This is a genomic window from Dehalococcoidia bacterium, assembly GCA_035310145.1.
GTDB lineage: Bacteria > Chloroflexota > Dehalococcoidia > CAUJGQ01 > CAUJGQ01 > CALFMN01.
Window position 1 is genome coordinate 1 of sequence record DATGEL010000064.1, and the last position, 17,866, is coordinate 17,866.

Here is a 17,866-nt window from a genome sequence, read left to right on the forward strand (position 1 = left end):
GCGGGCGAGGATCGCCGCCTCGACGTTCATCACGCCGCCCATGCAGAAGGGGGTGGAGTGGTGCTCGTTGAGCATCAGCCCGTCGAAGCCCACGGCTTCGGCGTACAGCTTCTCGTCCAGGTAGCGGTTGTACAGCTCCGCGCCCAGCTTCGGGTCGTAGGTGCCGTTGGAGATGGCGAGGTCGGTGATGTCGCGGCCGGTGGCGCCGAAGTAGCCGGAGTTGGGGTCTTGATAGGGCCGCTCCGTGAAGTAGCCGATGAACATGCTGTTCCTCTCCTCCGTTGCAGCGCGGCGCCGCAAGCGGTGCCTCGTCGCCGGCGCGTATGCGGTCGAACGAGCCTGCTCTACTTGCCCGCGAACGTGGTGATCAGCTGCGCGATGCGCTCGGGTTCTTCCATTTCCACACAGTGACCAGCGCCGGCCACGATCTCGAGCGTCGCGTTGGGCAGCGCCGCCGCGTACTGGTGGGCGCAGCTTACGGGCACCACGTCGTCCTTCTCGCCCCAGATCACGAGCGTGCTGGTGTCGACTTCGCCGAGCAGGGGTGCGAGCCGGCGGTTGAACATGTATGGCCGCCAGGCGAGCCTCGCCGTCATCTCGCGGCTGAAGTCCCACAGCTCTTTGAAGGCGGCAACCGGGTCGTCGCCGAGGGCGCGATGGTACGCCTCGCCGTCACGGAAGCCGGCCTCGACGTATTCGTGATAGTCGATCAGCATCTGGTCGAGGATCTCCCCCTGGTTCGGCTGCAGGCCCGCGGCGCCGATCAGCACCAGGCCGCTCAGCGCCTGCTGGTTCATGGTCGCCAGTTCGGCCGCGATGAAGCCGCCGAAACCGAGGCCAACCAGCGTTATTGGGCCGAGCTTGAGCCTCTGCAGCAGGCGATTGACGAGGATGGCGATGTCGCGCGCCTCGCGCGCCCATTCCGGCCGCTCCGACTGACCGTAGCCGGGCAGATCGGGAACGATCGTGCGGAAGCGCTCGGCCAGGCGCTCGAAGATCGGCACCCAGCCGGGGTTGCCGGTGGAGTGATGCAAGACGACCAGCGGCGCCCCGGCGCCCCCTTCCAGCACCCGCAGCTTGCGGCCGGCCACCTCCAGCGTCTGTTCGGTGTGCGATCCGGTTGCCGTCGTCACGATCGGCACCTCCTCTGCATGCCAGCGCGCATGCGCGTGTGCGCGGCTCAGCGCGGCCCCACGCCTCGGGGCGCACCATCTACGGGCCGCTGCCGTGAATATAGATCATGCCGGCGCTTTGCGGACCGCGGATCCGCATGCATTTTCGCGAAGGATGCGGAATCCGCAGCGAAGGGTTGGCCGGCCCGCTGTCTAGCGGGCCACCTTGTCGCCTGGCGCATGCTCGCCGTCGCTGGCGCCGGCGCTGCCGTTGCGGCCGTGGCCGTCCGGCGTGCGCAGCGCCGTGGCGCCGATCTCGGGCTCCAGGCCGGTCACGCCGTCTGTGCCGGGATGCGGCACGCCGGCCCGTTCTCTCTCCCTGCCATCGCCATGGGTGAGGGCAGCAGTGGCGGCTTCGGCCTCGCGCAGGGCACGGCGCTGGCGCGGGAAGAACAGCGCGGTGGTGAACACGCGCTCGCGCACCTCTTCGTCTTCGACCGCGCGCTCACGGGCGCGGAAGATGTCGCTGCGGGAGAGCCAGCCAACCAGCCGGCGTTCGTCGCCGCGCTCAACCACCGGCAAGCGGCCGACTTTGCGGCGCACCATTTGCGACAGCGCCAGCGAGAGCGGCACGTCGGCGTAAGTGACGCTCAGGTCCGTCGAGCTGAGCTGGCTGATCGGGTCGTCGAGCGAGGCCTCGGCCGTGGCGGGCTCGGCTGTCGTGGCCGTGGCGATATCGCTGCGTGTGACAATGCCCGTGAGCCGCCCCTGATCGTCGATTACCGGGAAGCCCTGGTGCGCGAAGTCGGGCTGGCGCGCGTCCATGCGCGCCACCACTTCCTTGATCGGCATCGAGCCGGGGATGGCATTCACGGCGGTCGTCATGGCCGTGCCCACGCTGACCGCGCGCAACGGGTCGGCCTCGTAGTCTGAGGGCACGCGCAGGCCGCGCCGCACCAGCCGCTCGGTCATGATCGAGTCCCTGAGGAAGAAGCGGCAGGTGACGTCGGCGCAGGCGCCGCCGATCATCAGCGGGATGATCGCGCTGTTGTCGCCGGTCAGTTCGAAGGCGAAGGCGACGGCGGTGAAGGGCGCCCGCGCCGCCGCGCCGAAGAGGGCGCTCATCGCCACGATCGCGGCCACGTGCGCGTTGAACGAGGCGCCCGGGGCGATGCTGTGCACGACCGAGCCGAAGATGCTGCCCGTGGCAGCGCCGATCAGCAGCATCGGCGCCAGCAGGCCGCCGGAGGTGCCGGAGCCGAGCGAGACCCACAGCGCCACGCTCTTGCCGACGGCCAGCGGCACGAGGTCGCCCGTGCTGAGCTTGCCGTGGATCACATTGGCGATCGTGTTGTAGCCCATGCCGAGCACGCGGGGCTCGAAATAGGCGATCACGCCCAGGATCAGGCCGCCGATCGCCGGCCACCACATCCAGTGAACGCCGAGTTCGCCGAGCTTCTCGAACGCCTCTTCGGTGAAATACAGCGCCTTGCTGAAGTACGCCGCGATCACGCCGACCACGATGCCCAGCACGGCGAACAGCCAGAGAATCGACGGGCTGCCGTAGCTCTCGTTGAGCGGGAACATCAGGTTGTCGCCGATGAGATAGTGCCGCGCCCCGGCCGCCACGCCCGCGGCGATAATCACCGGCACCAGCGAGCGGGCACGGAACTCGAACAGCAGCAGCTCGAGCACGATCACGACGGCGGTGATCGGCGTGTAGAAAATGCCGACCATGCCCGCCGCCGCGCCGCAGCCGAGCAGGATCTTGCGCTCGCTCGCGGTCAGATGCAGCCACTGGCCGATCACGGAGCCGATGCCGCCGCCGGTCTGGATGATCGGCCCCTCGGCGCCGAACGGCCCGCCCGTGCCCACGGCGATGGCGGCCGAGATCGGCTTTAAGATCGCGACTTTGGGCGCCACGCGGCTGCGGTTGATCAGCACCGCCTCCATCGCCTCGGGAATGCCGTGGCCGCGGATGCGGTCCGAGCCATAGCGGGCCATGATGCCGACGATCAGGCCGCCGATGGCGGGAATCACGATCACCCAGAGACCGACGTGGTTGTCGCTGGGATAGACGACATTGAAGCTGAACTTTTGAAAGAAGGCGACGTTGGTGAAGAAGAGGATCAGGCGGTAGAGCACGAAGGCGACGACGGCGCCGATGATGCCGAGCACGATGCCCAGCGCCGTGAAGGCGGCAATCCGTCGGTTTTCGGGGTCGGTCAGGGTCGATGTTGCCAACGGCATGCCTCCACGGCCAGGGATTCATCGCCTTCAATATATCGCCATACGATAGATAAGCGCAATACTACTATAGCGAACTTCCGGGGGCTTGCGGAAGACCGGCGGGCGCGTTCAGGTCCGCGCACTCCTCGGCCAGCGCCGCGCGGGATCGCGCTGGTCCAAATCGAGGAAGGCGAGCGTGTGTGCGTCGCGGCGCAGCGTATGTGCGGGCGCCTGCCGGGCCACGATGCCGCAGAAGACGCAGGTCCGCCGCACCTCCGCCGCGCGCGTGACGATGCCCGCGATCTCCCCTTCGGGCGCGTCGGCCAACCGGCGTAGTTCGACATAAGGATCGCCCGCCAGCGCGAACTGCTCGGCGAAGGCCGGCTCCGTCCTCAGCCCCCCAGCTTCAGGGTGCGAATGGCCGGGCCTGCCTCGCTGGACGCGGCAGCCAGCAGCCGCGCCTCGGCCAGCAAATGCCGGAAGCCCTGCTGCTGCCTGGCGGGCAGCGGCTGACCGAACAGCTCGAAGGCGAAGCCCTCGGCGCGGAAGCGCACGATCGCGCTGGGCAGCTCCTGGTGTTCGGCCCGGTGCACCGCGAAACCGTCGCAACGGCCGAAGGCGGCGCGGGCAACCGCCTCGAAGGCGGCGAACTCGTGCTCCGGCACCTGGCAGAGCAGGTCGAGATCGCTGTCCGGCGTATCAACATCGAGAGGAATCGTGCCGGCAAGCAGGGGAGCGTACGTGGCCAGCCGCTCGAGTACGCCGAGCCTCGCCATAGCCGCGTGCGCCGCCTGCTGGCGCGGCGTGCCCTCGCGCAGGTAGTCGATCGTCAGAAAGCGACTGTGCATCGTGCCGGCAGCTTCCTCGGCGGTGCGGGACGGGTCCGCCCCGCCGCCCGGTCCTTCGGCAGCATACGGCCCATCCCAATCCGCACACTCATCATCCTCGCGTCATCCAGGACGCCGCCTCCGGTGTACCACAGATCGGCGGGCGCGCACGGGAGGCCGGCGCGGCCCGCACGAATGCTCAACAGGGGGACGAGTCAGATGGCTCGCGTACATGGTTCGACAGCAGGGCGGCGCTGGTTGCGGCGAAGCACCGTGCCGGCTTTGCTCTTTGGTGTTGTCCTGGCGCTGTTCGGCGCCTTCGGCCAGGCGGCGCCGCATGCCGCCGCCGCGCCGCCCCAGGCCGCGGGGCCGAAGGCCTACGCCGGCATTTTCAAGGACAACACCGTGGCCGTGCTGGACACGGCCACCAACGCGGTGATCGGCAAGATCCCCGTGCCCGCGGGGCCGCACGGCATCGTCGCCACGCCGGACGGCCGCCACGTCTATGTGAGCAGCGACGGCGACTCCAAGGTCAGCGTCATCGACACGGCCAGCGATACGATCACGGCCACGATCGAGGTCGGCACGATGCCGCACGGCCTGGCGATCACGCCGGACGGCAGGCAGGTGCTGGCCGCGGTGTTCGGCGCCGGCCAGGTGGTCTTCATCGATACGGCCACGAACACCGTGCTCGGCCAGGCGCCGGTGGGCAGTCCGCACAACATCGCCATCACGCCGGATGGCAGAACCGCCTACGTCGCCTCACAGACCCAGGGCCAGACGGCGCTGGTGATTCTCGACATCGCCAGCCGCAAGCAGACCGGCAGCGTGCCGCTGGACAAGACGCCGCGCGCCCTCAACTTCAGCCCGGACGGCAAGCAGCTCGAGTTCACTTTGGCCGGTGCGGATGCGGTGCAGGTGCTGGACCCCGCGACGAACAAGATCGCGGCCCAGATCGGCGTCGGCGCTTCGCCGCATCACCCGCTCTTCGTGCCGGGCGGCGACATGAGCCTCGTCGTGGCGCAGGGACCGGGCGAGCTGGACGTGCTCGACCCGGCGAAGAACGCGCTCGTCACCGCGGTCAAGGTCGGCGACATGCCGCACTGGATCGCGCTCTCGCCGGACAACAAGACCGCCTACGTGACCAACGAGAACTCGAATAGCGTCTCCGTCGTCAACCTCGGGAACGACAGCGTGACGGCAACGATTCCGGTGGGGAATGCGCCGCGTAAGATCGTGGTCGTGCCGGCGCCCGCCGCCCAGGGTGTTACCGCGCTGGCGGCCACGGGCAGCGGCGGTCAGGCGGGCCGCGGCACGGACCGCGCGCTGCTGCTCAGCCTCGGCGGCGCGGCGCTGCTGCTGGTTACCGCCTGCGCCGTCGCCTTCCGCGCCTCGACCTCGGACGCGGAGCGCTAGCCGATGTACGAACTTCGCCACATTCGATGGTGCTCGCTCCGTTCACTCCTTGCCTGCTCAATTACACGCACACGGAGATGGGCCACGGGTACGGCTCACCGCGCCCCGCTCCTTGTCGCCGCGGGCCTGGTGCTGCTGATCACGGGCGCCGCCTGTTCGAGCGGCAACAACGGCTACGGCGCGAAGACGGCGCCCGGGACGTCTGCCCAGCCGGCGAGCACACAGCCCGCTGCAGCCGTCGTCTCTGGCACGGGCGCCACAGCCGTCCCGTCCGCCGGCGCCGCCGCGGCGCTCACCACTCCGGCCGCGTCCGCCAGCGCTCCGGCGACAGCAGCCCCGGCTACGCCCTCTGCCACCGCTCCGGCGGCGGGCGGGGCCGGGGCGGAGCAGGCCGTGACGATCAGCGGCTTCGCCTTCGCGCCGGCGACGCTGCGCGTGCCGGTCGGCGCGACCGTGACCTGGACGAACAAAGATGCGGTGACGCACACGGTCACGCCGGACGCGGAGGGCATCACCGATCGGCAGCTTGCCGCCGGCGCCGCGGTCAGCCAAACCTTCACAACTCCGGGCACATTCAGCTATCACTGCTCGATCCATCCCTTCATGAAGGGCACGATAATTGTCGGCGGCTGATGCGGCCACGGACTGCCGCCTGGCGGCAACAGGAAGTACACGCATGAACGCGGCGCGACCCATTCCCTTGCGTCCGGATACGCCGGATGAGGAACTGATGCGGCAGCTCGCGGCGGGCCACCAGGAGGCGCTCGGCCCGCTTTACGCCCGCTACGCGCCGCTGATCTACGGCATCGGCGTGCGCTCGCTGGACGGGCCGGCGGCGGAAGAGGTCGTGCAGGATGTGCTGCTCTCCGTCTGGCGGGCGGCGGGCAGCTACGACCCGCAGCGCGGCGCGGTGCGCAGCTGGGTGCTGCAGATCGCGCACTACCGCATTCTCAATGAGCTGCGCCGGCGCAGCCGCCGCCCGCAGGCCGAGCCGGACCCGGAGGGGCTGCGCCTGCTGGAACTGCCCGACCGCGAGCCGGACCCGGCCGAAATGGCCGAGCGGGCGGAGAGCCGCGCCGCCGTGCGCGCCGCGTTGGAGGAGCTGCCGCCGACCCAACGCCAGGTGCTGAACCTCGCCTTCTTCAGCGGGCTGACGCACGAGCAGGTGGCGCGGCAGCTCGACCTGCCGCTGGGCACGACGAAATCGCGCATCCGCTCCGGCATGCAGAAGCTGCGCGTGGCGCTGGCCCCGTCGCTTGCCGCGGCGATCCTGGCGCTTGGCGGCCTGCTGACGCTGTTCGGCGTGCGCTATCACGTCGAGCAGGAGCGCAGCGCTCGGCAGCAGCGCGGCCTGCTGCTCGCCACCACCAGCGAGACGACGGAGCTGCATCTCGCGGCCGCGCCCGGCGCGCCGGCGGCGGTGCACGGCGCCTACCGCGGCCGGCCGGGCGTGAGCACGGCGGTGGTCAGTATTGCGCATGCGCAGCCGGCGCCCAGGGGCGAGGCGTATCGGGCGTGGGTGCGCCACGGCTCAACCTGGCGGCAGTTGGGTGTGCTGCGGCCGGACGCATCCGGCAGCGCCCTGCTGATCAGCGATGGCCAGGACCTGACGCAACTGCCCGACGAGGTGCGCGTGACGCTGGAGCCCGCGGGCCAGCACGCTGCTGCGCCAGGCGGCAACACCGTGATTGGCTGGACGGGGCCGTAGCGTTCGGCCCTCATCCTCTCCCCCGTCCCCTCTCCTTCTCCCAATCCTGGGAGAAGGAGAGGGGCGATCCCGGGTTGCAGCGATCCAGAGGGCGTTGGGCTAGCCGTCGATGGCCGAGGCGCACGATGTGCGGCGTTCGCAGCGCTTCGCCCAGAAACGCCCGCTCTTGCCTGTGCGGCTCGGCAGATGTCGCTTGCCTCAATCCCCGGCCTGTGTGTCTATGGGAGGAAAGGGGAAAGGGAGGCTGAGCGCCTGCGCCAGCGTCCACCCCGCAAGGTGAACGACGCATGGCAAACACGACGGCACAGCCGCATACCCTCTCTCGCACCGCCTTCGCGCGGGCGCAAACGCTCTTCCCCGGCGGCGTCAACAGCCCCGTGCGTGCCTTCCGCGCCGTGGGCGGCGAGCCGCCGGTGATCGCCCGCGCCGCCGGCTGCCGCGTCTACGACCTGGACGGTAACGGCTACATCGATTACGTCGGCGCCTACGGGCCGCTGATCCTCGGCCACGCGCATGCGGCCGTGGTGGCGGCGATCCAGCGGGCCGCGGCCGACGGCGCCAGCTACGGCATGCCTACGCGGCTGGAGAACGAGCTGGGTGCGCTGGTGCGAGAGGCGTTTCCAACGATCGAGCTGCTGCGCTTCGTCTCCAGCGGCACCGAGGCGACGATGTCGGCGCTGCGCGTGGCGCGCGGCTTCACGGGGCGGGACAAGATCGTGAAGTTCGCCGGCTGCTACCACGGTCACTCGGATCAGCTGCTGGCGCAGGCCGGCTCCGGTATCGCCACGCTGGGCCTGCCGGGCAGCGCCGGCGTGCCGGCCGCGGCCGTAAGCGAGACGCTGATCGCGCCGTTCAACAACCTGGCCGCGGTCGAGGCGCAGTTCGCCGCGTGGCCGGGGCAGATCGCGGCCGTGATCGTCGAGCCGGTGCCGGCCAATATGGGTGTGGTGCCGCCCGCGCCGGGCTATCTCGAAGGCCTGCGCGCGATCACGCGGCGCGAGAGCGCGCTGCTGATCTTCGACGAGGTGATCACCGGCTTCCGCGTGGCCTACGGCGGGGCGCAGGCGCGCTACGGCATCGAACCGGACCTGACCTGCCTCGGCAAGATCGTCGGTGGCGGGCTGCCGGTCGGCGTCTACGGTGGCCGGCGCGAGATCATGGAGGTGGTGGCGCCGCTGGGGCCGGTCTACCAGGCGGGCACGCTCTCCGGCAATCCTTTGGCGATGGCCGCCGGCTGCGCCACGCTGCACGAGCTGCAAAAGCCAGGTGTCTACGAACGGCTCGAGGAGCTGGGGGCGCGGCTTGGCCGCGGCCTGGAAAGCGCCTGCCGCGCCAGGGGCGTGCCGGCCACGCTGCACCGCGTGGGCAGTATTCTCACGGGCTTCTTCACCGCCGGCCCCGTGCAGGACTACGCCTCGGCGCAGACGGCGGACACGGCGCGCTATGCGCGCGTTCATACGGCCCTGCTCGAGCGCGGTGTCTTCCTCGCGCCCAGCCAGTTCGAGGCCGCCTTCGTCTCGCTGGCGCATGGCGAGGCCGAGATCGACGCGACGATCGCCGCGTTCACCGAGGCGCTCGCAGCGTAAGGCCACCTGGTCTGCTATCCTGTGCCGACTCCTGTACAGGTGACGCTGCGATCACACGCCTGCCGCCGATCGGCCGGGCCGCCCGATCGTAGCCCCACACGCAGGCGCTCCCGCGCCAATCACGCGCTCCCCCGCGTTTATTTGAGGCGAACGGGCGCCGAGCGGCGCCGCGCACAGAAAGGACCGGACGATGGCTCAGCTCCTCTACGCGCTCCAGTTCAAGGGCCGCGCCCAGCCGGCCAACGATGCCGGCAGCGTCTTGAAGGCGGCGACCAGCTCGCCCAGCAGCGCGATCACGACAAACGTCGGCAGCAGCGGCGTCGAGACCAGCATCGCCGCCATCCCCGGCGAGACCGCGCGGTTCGAGTCGACGGTGACGATGCTGGACGGCGGCGGCTTCAACGAAGAAGGCAGCATCAGCTTCGGCGCCGGCAACACCCTGCGTTTCACCACCGTCGGCCGCGGCACGCTCGGGCCGAGCGCCGATCCGAAGCTGAGCACGGGCGCAGTGATCTGGCAGATCGCCGGCGGCGAGGGCCAGTTCAAGGGCGCCAGTGGCTACATCACGTCGAACTTCTCCGTCTCCGACCAGGGCGATGTCGTGGACAACCAGTTCGGCGTCATTTATACGCCTTAGGAGATGTGCGCGGCGCCGCGGACCGGGGCGGCCCGGTCGGCCAGACCCGGCCTCGGAGCCGCGCCGGCTTCCCTTCTTCCTCTCATCATCAGTCATCATCATCTCCTCATCCCTCTTCCGTTCGGCGCGCCCAGGGCCAATACTGGGGGGCGCCGGCGTGCGCCCCGGCCGGCGCGGGCGGAGGATGGACGATGCCGATTCGCGACAAGTACTGCATCGCCGGCGTGGGCAATACACGCTACGGCAAGCTCGCCGGCCGCAGCGCCGAAAGCCTGACGGTCGAGGCGATCAAGAACGCGATCGAGGACTGCGGCATCGCCAAGAGCGAGATCGACGCCGTGCTGACCAAGGCGCCGACCTCCAACTTCCAGATGCTCTTCTCCGCCCGCATCTGCCAGGACCTCGGCATCGTGCCGGCGGTCACGGCTACGCTCGACGCGGCCGGCGCCAGCACCGCCGCGCTGATCCAGTACGGGGCGATGTGCATCGAAGAGGGGCTGTGCCATGCGGCCGTGATCAGCTACGGCGACAATCCGATCACCGGCTCGCGCGAGACCTACGCCCGCGCCCGCGCCGATGACGACGGCGCCTACGGCATGTTCGGCGCCCCGCCCAACTACGCCATGATCGCCCGCCGCTACATCCATGAGTTCGGCCTGAGCGATCGCCAGCTCGGCTCGGCGCCGATCTCCGACCGCGCCTGGGCGGCGATGAACGACAATGCTGTCTTCCGCACGCCGATCACACACGAGGATCGCGAGAACTCGCGCTACGTGGTCGAGCCGTTTCATCTGCTCGACTGCTGCCCGATTACCGACGGCGCCGCCGCGGCCGTGCTCGTCTCCGCCGAGCGGGCGCGCGACCTGAAGAAGCCGCCGGTCTATCTGCGCGGCTTCGGCCAGGGCCACCCGGCCTGGGGCCTGCCCACACGCGAACAATGGACGACGTCGGGCGCGAAGCGCTCTGCCGAGACGGCGTACCGCATCGCGGGCCTCGGGCCAGGGGACATGGACGTGCTGGAGCTGTACGACCCGTTTAGCATCGTGCCGATCATCTCCGTCGAGGACTACGGCTTCTGCAAGAAGGGCGAGGGCGGCGCCTTTCTCGAAGACGGCAAGACACGGCCGGGCGGCTCGCTGCCGCTGAACACCTCTGGTGGCCTGCTGTCGGAGACGGGCATGCCAGGGATGCAGCTGATCGTGGAGGCGGTGCGGCAACTGCGCGGCGAGTGCGGCCAGCGGCAGGTGGCGGACGCCCGCACCGCCCTCGTCTCCAACCAGGGCGGCGTGATGACGACGCACGCCACGCTGATTTTGCGCAACGACCGCTGACGGCAGCGCAAGGCCAGCGGCGCAGCCGTGCGGGCGCAAGGCAGGCAGCGATGATCGCGGTGATTTTTCAAGTCGAACCACTGACGGGGCGGGCGCAGGAGTATCTCGACCTGGCCGCGAGCCTGCGCGCCGAGCTGGAGCAGATCGACGGCTTCATCTCCGTCGAGCGCTTCGAGAGCGTGTACAACCCGGGCAAGTTCGTCTCGCTCTCGTTCTGGCGCGACGAGGCGGCGATCCTGCGCTGGCGCGAGCATCTCGGCCACCAGCAGGCACAGGCCCGCGGCCGCGGTGCGATCTTCGCCGGCTACCGGATCAGCGTGGCGCAGATCGTGCGCGACTACGGCATGGACGAGCGCGGGGAGGCGCCGGCGCCGGTCGCGGCCCGCTGGGGCGGTGCGGCGCTGCCCTGACCTTCCGCGCCGGGGCCACCGGGAGGGAAGCGTCGGGCGGTCGCGCTAATACTGCGGCGGCGGCATGCAGGCGCGGCGCGGAGGGGCTATCACTCACTCAGCACGACTCGTTCAGCAAGCGGCGGAGCGGACGCCAGGAAAGGATCGGGATCATGGCACAGTCGCATTCCTCCAGCGCTTCGGGCAACGGCAGTCGCGAGGACCTGGGCATGATCGACGAGCAGAAGGCGCGGGCCGCGGGCGCCCTGCGCGATGTGGCCGGCCGCATGCGCGAGCGGGCGATGAGTGCGCCGCTGCCCGGCGCCGACCGTGCAGCCGCGGCGGCGGCGCGGCCGTTGGAGAGCGGCGCGGCGTACCTCGAGCAGCATGGTCCCGGCGAGATGTGGAGCGACCTGATGCACTTCTGTCGGGCGCACCCCACCGCGGCGCTGGCGATCGGCTTCGGCGCCGGCTACATCTTCCACAAGCTCTTCCGCTGATCGCGCCCCGCTGACGCATTGCCTGCCCTGATCGGGCGCCGGCATCTACGTGCCGCGCGCGGCTGCCGCGCGCCCGCTTCGCCGCCTTGCGGGAACGAGACAGGAGCGAATTCACGAAATTAGGGGCACGCCCTATGACAGTTTGCTTGCATTCGGCGGTATCACTAAAGGAACGCGGCCGTCATGCGATCACTACAGTGCAGATCCGCCCGTGCATGGCGGCAAGAAGGCGTGGATCGTGCTCTCAGCTCCATCTCGTACGGACAGCGAACGGCGCGTTGCACCGATCGCGACGCGCCAGGTGACCGCTCCCGTCGCCGTCTCGGTGCCCGCGCCGGCGCAGGCTCAGCCCGCACGGCCGCACCCGCGCCTGGCCGCGGCGCTGGCCATGTTGATGGCGGCCGCCGGGGCGCTGGTTCTCCTGAGCGGGGCGCGCGCCTTCATCGCGCATCCCGACGGCGTGCCGCTGGTGCTGATGCTAATCGCCGCGCTGATCGGCGCCATACCGCTGCCCGCCTACGGCAGCAGGGTTTCGCTGGGTCCGTTGCCGATCATCGCCGCGGCCTTCCTCAGCGGGCCGCTCGCGGCCGCGCTGGTGGGGTGTGCCGCCGCGATCGGCGCTGAGCTGCGGCCACATCCCCACGGCTGGCGCTGCCCCTACAACGCGGGCGCCTTCACGCTGGCAGCGCTGGTGGGCGGACTTGCGGGCCACGCGCTGCCGACGGCTCGCGAGACAGAACCGCTCTACCTGCTCTCGTTCGGCCTGATCGCCTCCGGCGCCCTCTATCTGGCGAACATCGTGCCGGTCTGCTGCTTCGGCTGGGCGCTCTCGGGCGACAGCCCGCTCGCTATCTGGCGGGAGCGCTTCCGTTGGATGCTGCCGCAAACCCTGTTGCTCGGGCCGGTGGGCACGGGCGTGGCCGTGGCCTACCGCTACGCGGGGCTCTACGAGCTGATCGCCTTCGCGCTGCCGGTGGTTGCCATGCACCTGGCCTGGCGGCAGTACCTCGCGCACACCACGCGCAGCGTCGAGGATCTGCGCCAGAAGAACGCCGACCTGATTCAACTGGCCGCCCGTCTGCAGAGCGCGAACGAGCAGGTGCTTTCGACCTACCGCGGCACGCTGGAGGCGCTGGTGGGCGCGCTGGATGCGCGCGACAACGAGGTGCAGGGCCACTCCTACCGCGTTTCCGCCTACAGCCAGATCATGGCCGAGCAGCTCGGGGTCGAGCGTGGCTCGATCGAGTGGGAGACGATCGCGCGCGGCGCCCTGCTGCACGACGTGGGCAAGATCGGCATCCGCGATGCCGTGCTACGCAAGCCGGGGGCGCTGGACGACGCCGAATGGGTCGAGATGCGGACCCACGCCGAGATCGGCTTCGGCATTCTGCGTGACATCGACTTCTTGAAGCCGGCGGCGGCGCTGGTGCAGGCGCATCACGAACGCTACGACGGCACCGGCTATCCGCGCGGGCTCAAGGGGGAGCAGATTCCGCTCGGGGCGCGCATCTTCGCCGTCGCCGACACGTTCGACGCGATTACCACGGACCGGCCCTACCGGCGGGCGCTGCCGCCGGAGGCGGCGGTGGCCGAAATCCGCCGCTGCGCCGGCAGCCAGTTCGATCCGGACGTCGTGGAGGTATTCCTGAATCTCTGGACGGAGCTGTGGGCGATCCGTCCGGATGCCGTGCACATGGTGGCATGAGCGGCCCGAGAGAGCAGACGACGCTCGGCCCGAAGCCGCGCGTCGCCGGGCTGGATCCCCTGGAGCAGGATGGCTGCGAGGCGGAGGTTGGCAGAACTGGTCGGTGCTCTGGATTCCGGATTGGCGCCGGGACAACTAGAACAGAACGGTTGCAACGTTCTGAGGGTCAGGAACTCGATTTACCAGAGGGCCATGCACTGGTCTCCTTTCCCCGGGGGTGCGGCAACACTCCCGCGAAACGGCCAGTTCCGCCAACCTCTGCCTCGCAGCCCTGCGGCCTGCTCCGTCAGGCCGTTCGCACCTCCGCTGACGCCGCCACGGGGATGGGTTCCCGCAGTGGCCGTGCGACCATTGCCATGATGCCACATACTAGCAGCCCGATGCTGATAATGACCAGTGTCGGATGCACGCCGGCGGCGTCGGCCAGCGCGCCGGCGGCCACGACCGCCAGCGGACGCAGCGACCAGGCGAAGGTATCGTTAAAGGCGAGCACCCTGCCCATCACCCCCGGCGGGCTGAAGCGCTGCAGCAAGGTCAACACGCCGACGTTGTAGGCGCTGACGCCGGCGCCGAAGGCGGCCAGCGCCACGGCGGCGGCAGCGGTATCGTAAGATGCGGCGAAGCCCACCGCGCCGGCGCCCATGCCAAAGACACCACCGACGACCAGAGCGCCGCGTGGCAGCGCTCGCCCCCAGCGCGAAAGCGCCAGGCTGGCGAGCACGGAGCCGACCGAGAAACAGGCGAAGAGCAGGCCGTAGGCGCCGGGCTGGGAGCGGCCTACCCAGAGCGGCAGCAGCGCGGGCACGGCGGCGAAGAAACAGATCACAAAGGCGGCCAGCAGGCTCAGTGTGCGCAGCGCCGGTGTGCGCCAGGTGACGCGCAGTCCCTCGGCCAAGGCTGCGCGGAACCCGCCCGCCGCGCGGCGACGGCGTTCGGCGCCGGGAAAGGCGACGAGGCCCAGCAGCAGCGCCGAGGCGACGAAGGTGGCGCCGTCGATGAAGAGTAACGAGACCGCCCCCGAGGCCGCGATCAGCAGCCCGCCGATCGCGGGGCCGGCGATATACGCGGCCTGACCGGCGCCTTCCATCAACGCGTTGGCGCCGACCAGTTCATCGGCCGTCACGAGGGACGGGGTGGTGGCCCGCTGTGCCGGCACGAAGAAGCGGCCGATCGCCGGCAAGACGATCGCCAGGGCCAGGGCCAGGGCCAGGTTGAAGCCGGTGAGCAGCGCCAGGGGAAAGAGCAGCAGCGCCAGCGCTCGCAGCAGATCGGCGCCGACCAGCGTGCGCCGCCGATCCCAGCGATCGACGTAGACGCCGGCGATCGGGCTGACGATGATGTAGGGGATGGCGCCGGCCGCCAGGGCGATCGCCGTCGCCATGCCGGAGCCGGTATGCTTGTAGACGAGCCACGGGAGGGCGACGGTGTACAAACCGTCGCCGAACATCGAGATCAGATGCGCCAGCCAGAGCCAGCGGAAGCTCCCGTTCGCGAGGAGCAGCGGCTGTTGCCGTGCTGTGGCCGGGGCCGCGACGTAGGCCACGCTCACCAGCGGCTCCTCGTTCAACCTGGCCGCACTATCCCTGCGCATGCATTCAGACGTGCGGATACCACGTCGCAGGACCGTGAATAAAGTCTTGCATGTGCCTTGCAAGTGTGTCAAGGAGCAATTTTTTAGGGGAATGCCCTGATGCGGCCCCCGCGTTCGACCTCCAATCTCGGCAAGCTATAGTGCTTGTTGATTCCTTCTGTCAAGTTTACCCGATCGCAACCATGGCGGAAAGGCAATTTATGACGAGCGTGCGCACATCTCGTGCCGAACTTTCGGCGCTGATCGATCGCTTCTTCACCGCCTGGGCCCGGCACGACCTGGACGCGGCAATGGCCTGCGTGGCCGACGACGCGATCTACGACGAGTTCAACGGCAAGGTCTGGCAGGGCAAGGCGCAGGTGCGCGAGGGCTTCCTGCCCAACTTCCGCGGCGACTACGGCGACATCCAGTTTCACCTCGAAGATCTGTTCATCGATGCCGAGGCGCAGGAGGCGCTTGCCCGCTGGCTGTGCGTCTTCGCATGGAAGGGCAGCCGGCGTAGCTGGCGCGGGCTCGACATCCTGCGCCTGCGCGACGGCCTGATCGTCGAAAAGCTGACCTATGCCAAAACGGACCGCCCCCAGACCGAGAGCACGCCGTTGCCCGGATGACCCCGCCGGGCGGCAGCAGCGCTTACGCCGGTTGCAGCACCAGCGTATGTGCTGCCGCGGCCGCCACGTTTGCTTCGCCAAAATTGGCCGGTATGCGCCGGTGGGTGCGCCAGTGTTCGAGCTGGTCTTCGGCGTGCTCCGTGCCGGGCAGGCCGCTGACGCCGCCGGGCACCACGAAGCTCGCGTGCTCCAGATCGGCCATGTCGGCCACCTGGCGATAGACCGAGAGCGCGGAGATGTCGAACGGCGCCTGCGGATTCCAGCCGCTGGCCGTGCACTGGATCGTGTCGCTGTCACCGCCGGCGGCCACGCGGCGTGGGCTCAGCCGGTCGCCCAGCGCCGGGAAGCCGGCGGCCAGCGGGTGCCGGGCATGGGTACGGTGCAGCGCGTCCCAGCGCCAGGCCATGGGGTCGGCGCCGCCCCAGCGCGCGGCGGCCTGCCAGCCCGCCTCCAATACCGCGGGCATCAGCGTGCTCCACGATCGGCCGTCCGGCGCGGCCGCGGCGCCGTTTCCGTCCAGCGACCAGGTGACGTTCGCGAACCAGCCGTGGATCATGCGCCCAAGCGGCGGCAGATCGCCGGAAGCGAGCCAGGCCCAGGCTTCGGAGCCGACCACGGGTTCAAACAGGGCACGGGCCAACTCCCGGCGCACGCAGGCGTAGAGCAGCGCCGCGCCGCTCTCCGGCAGCAGATCGGCGTCCCAGCCTGCCAGCATCTGCCGCGCCTGCTCGGCGGCGCCGGCGAACGGGCCGAGGCGGCGGCAGAGTGAGGCCCAGCGCCGCGCGACGACGGACACCCGGTCGCCTTGAATCGCGGCGATCTGATCCGGGCTGAGCTTCGTGGCCTGGGCCAGCAACTCGCGGATGCGCTCGCAGCGCGAGGGCACGGCGAATTGATGCGCGATGTACGGCTCGTCGCCGGGGATGACCTTCTGGTTCGCCGTGGCGATGAAGCCTTCTTCAGGGTTGATCGCCTGCGGCAACTGCTCGAAGGGCACGCGGCCGTTCCACTCGTGCTCGCCGCTCCAGCCGGGCGCGGGCAACTGGCGGTGCGCCTGCGAACTGCGGATCGGCAGATACCCGCGTGTCAGATAGCCGATGTTGCCGCTGGTGTCGGCGGAGACGAGGTTGTTGACCGGATCGACCCACTCGCGCTGCGCCTCGTGCAGCTCGGCCACGGTGCGGGCGCGCAGCATCGGGCGCAGCGGCTCGAAGCCGCGGCAGGGGCCCTCCGTGGCGGTGTAGCGCAGGCTGATCGCGTGACCGCCGCGCGGGTCGCCGTGGACGACGGGGCCGTGCCGTGTGCGCCAGAGTTCGATCCGCACCGGCTCGCCGTCACGCACACTGATCGTTTCCTCGGAGCGCTCCGCCTCGGCCCAGCCTTCGGCGGTGCGGCAGCGGCCCGGATTCTGCCGGTCGAACTCCTCGATATAGAGGTCCTGGTAGTCGGCGCCGGTGTGGGTGATGTTCCAGGCGACGCTGCCGTTGTGCCCGAAGTGCGGGAAGCCGGGCAGACCGGGAAAGGTGCCGCCGATCACGTCGAACTCGGGGCAGGCCACGTGCGCCTGCCAGTAGACGGTCGGCACGTCGAGGGCGCGGTGCGAGTCGTTGCAGGTGATCGGCTTGCCGGTGGTTGTGCGGGAGCCGTGCACCGCCCAGGAGTTGGAGCCGGCCTCGACCTCCGCGAGGAAGCCGAGCTGCTCCGCGGACTCGCGCAGATCGTCCGCGGCTTGCTCGAACAGGCGGCGCACGGCGCCGGAGGGCGGCAGGATCACGGGCGAGCCGGCCGGCGGCTGGCCGTCGAGCCTGGCGTACGCCTCCGGGCCGATCAGGGCGAGCAGCCGCGCCTGCGTCAGCTTCTGCTGCCAGACGCCCATCAGCACGTGGCGGATTTTGAACAGCGCCACGGAATGCCAGGGCTGCCACGGTTCGGGGTTGATGCCCGTGATTGCGTACTCGGCGGGCAGCGGCTGGCCGGAGCTGAGAAAGGCGTTGACCCCCGCCGCGTACGCCTCGAACATCGCCCGCGTCTCGGCCGACATAACGCCGAGGTCCGCCTGCGCAGCCCGCGCCAGCTGCAGCCGGCGCGCCAGGCGGTCGCCGGGCACGGCCACGGCGCCGGCGGCTTCCGCCCAGCGGCCGCAGGCACGCCGCCGGTCGTACTCCATCTGCCAGAGGCGATCCTGCGCCGCCGCGTAGCCCTGGCCGAACCAGGCGTCGTGCTC

Annotated in this window: 17 protein-coding genes; 10 read left to right on the forward strand and 7 right to left on the reverse strand. The window is 70.0% G+C overall.

Annotated elements, in window-relative coordinates; all coding sequences use genetic code 11:
- The 5 genes from VKV26_12725 to VKV26_12745 all read right to left on the reverse strand — a co-directional run.
- Nucleotides 1-264: LLM class flavin-dependent oxidoreductase (locus VKV26_12725; GenBank protein HLZ70758.1), on the reverse strand; the 264-nt coding region annotated here is incomplete at its 3' end.
- Nucleotides 265-344: 80 nt separating this feature from the next.
- A complete protein-coding gene (locus VKV26_12730; protein ID HLZ70759.1) occupies nucleotides 345-1,133 on the reverse strand; it encodes an alpha/beta hydrolase in 789 nt (262 codons plus the stop codon).
- Nucleotides 1,134-1,325: 192 nt separating this feature from the next.
- Entirely contained in the window at nucleotides 1,326-3,356 is a 2,031-nt protein-coding gene (locus VKV26_12735) for a chloride channel protein (protein ID HLZ70760.1), read from the reverse strand.
- A gap of 114 nt (nucleotides 3,357-3,470) precedes the next feature.
- On the reverse strand, nucleotides 3,471-3,668 hold the full coding sequence (locus VKV26_12740; GenBank protein ID HLZ70761.1) for a hypothetical protein: 198 nt from the start codon (nucleotides 3,666-3,668) through the stop codon (nucleotides 3,471-3,473).
- Between the two features lie 65 nt (nucleotides 3,669-3,733).
- Nucleotides 3,734-4,189, reverse strand: a complete 456-nt coding sequence (locus VKV26_12745; protein HLZ70762.1) for a DUF4269 domain-containing protein — start codon at nucleotides 4,187-4,189, stop codon at nucleotides 3,734-3,736.
- A 252-nt stretch (nucleotides 4,190-4,441) separates the two neighbouring features.
- Here VKV26_12745 and VKV26_12750 point away from each other — a divergent pair, with 252 nt between their 5' ends.
- From VKV26_12750 to VKV26_12790, 9 genes are all read left to right on the forward strand, one after another.
- A complete protein-coding gene (locus VKV26_12750) occupies nucleotides 4,442-5,584 on the forward strand; it encodes a cytochrome D1 domain-containing protein (GenBank protein HLZ70763.1) in 1,143 nt (380 codons plus the stop codon).
- A gap of 3 nt (nucleotides 5,585-5,587) precedes the next feature.
- The gene (locus VKV26_12755) at nucleotides 5,588-6,217 is read left to right on the forward strand and encodes a cupredoxin family copper-binding protein (GenBank protein HLZ70764.1); all 630 of its coding nucleotides are present in this window, start codon (nucleotides 5,588-5,590) and stop codon (nucleotides 6,215-6,217) included.
- A gap of 43 nt (nucleotides 6,218-6,260) precedes the next feature.
- Nucleotides 6,261-7,292, forward strand: coding sequence for a sigma-70 family RNA polymerase sigma factor (locus VKV26_12760; GenBank protein HLZ70765.1), 1,032 nt, complete (start codon nucleotides 6,261-6,263; stop codon nucleotides 7,290-7,292).
- A 287-nt stretch (nucleotides 7,293-7,579) separates the two neighbouring features.
- Nucleotides 7,580-8,878, forward strand: coding sequence for a glutamate-1-semialdehyde 2,1-aminomutase (hemL, locus tag VKV26_12765; protein HLZ70766.1), 1,299 nt, complete (start codon nucleotides 7,580-7,582; stop codon nucleotides 8,876-8,878).
- A 190-nt stretch (nucleotides 8,879-9,068) separates the two neighbouring features.
- Nucleotides 9,069-9,515, forward strand: coding sequence for a hypothetical protein (locus VKV26_12770; GenBank protein ID HLZ70767.1), 447 nt, complete (start codon nucleotides 9,069-9,071; stop codon nucleotides 9,513-9,515).
- Between the two features lie 191 nt (nucleotides 9,516-9,706).
- On the forward strand, nucleotides 9,707-10,846 hold the full coding sequence (locus tag VKV26_12775; protein HLZ70768.1) for a thiolase family protein: 1,140 nt from the start codon (nucleotides 9,707-9,709) through the stop codon (nucleotides 10,844-10,846).
- A 50-nt stretch (nucleotides 10,847-10,896) separates the two neighbouring features.
- Nucleotides 10,897-11,256, forward strand: a complete 360-nt coding sequence (locus VKV26_12780; GenBank protein HLZ70769.1) for an antibiotic biosynthesis monooxygenase — start codon at nucleotides 10,897-10,899, stop codon at nucleotides 11,254-11,256.
- 152 nt (nucleotides 11,257-11,408) lie between these two features.
- A complete protein-coding gene (locus tag VKV26_12785) occupies nucleotides 11,409-11,735 on the forward strand; it encodes a hypothetical protein (protein ID HLZ70770.1) in 327 nt (108 codons plus the stop codon).
- Between the two features lie 301 nt (nucleotides 11,736-12,036).
- Nucleotides 12,037-13,440, forward strand: coding sequence for an HD-GYP domain-containing protein (locus VKV26_12790; protein ID HLZ70771.1), 1,404 nt, complete (start codon nucleotides 12,037-12,039; stop codon nucleotides 13,438-13,440).
- A gap of 286 nt (nucleotides 13,441-13,726) precedes the next feature.
- On the opposite strand, the gene VKV26_12795 is transcribed toward VKV26_12790, so the two are convergent.
- Nucleotides 13,727-14,989 carry an MFS transporter gene (locus tag VKV26_12795; protein ID HLZ70772.1) on the reverse strand — a complete coding sequence of 421 codons (1,263 nt, stop codon included), beginning with the start codon at nucleotides 14,987-14,989 and terminating at the stop codon, nucleotides 13,727-13,729.
- 242 nt (nucleotides 14,990-15,231) lie between these two features.
- On the opposite strand from VKV26_12795, the gene VKV26_12800 reads away from it, so the two are divergent.
- The gene (locus VKV26_12800) at nucleotides 15,232-15,642 is read left to right on the forward strand and encodes a nuclear transport factor 2 family protein (GenBank protein ID HLZ70773.1); all 411 of its coding nucleotides are present in this window, start codon (nucleotides 15,232-15,234) and stop codon (nucleotides 15,640-15,642) included.
- A 22-nt stretch (nucleotides 15,643-15,664) separates the two neighbouring features.
- Here the strand turns inward: VKV26_12800 and VKV26_12805 are convergent.
- Nucleotides 15,665-17,866, reverse strand: a 2,202-nt coding sequence (locus VKV26_12805; GenBank protein HLZ70774.1) for a penicillin acylase family protein, incomplete at its 5' end; no start/stop codon positions are given.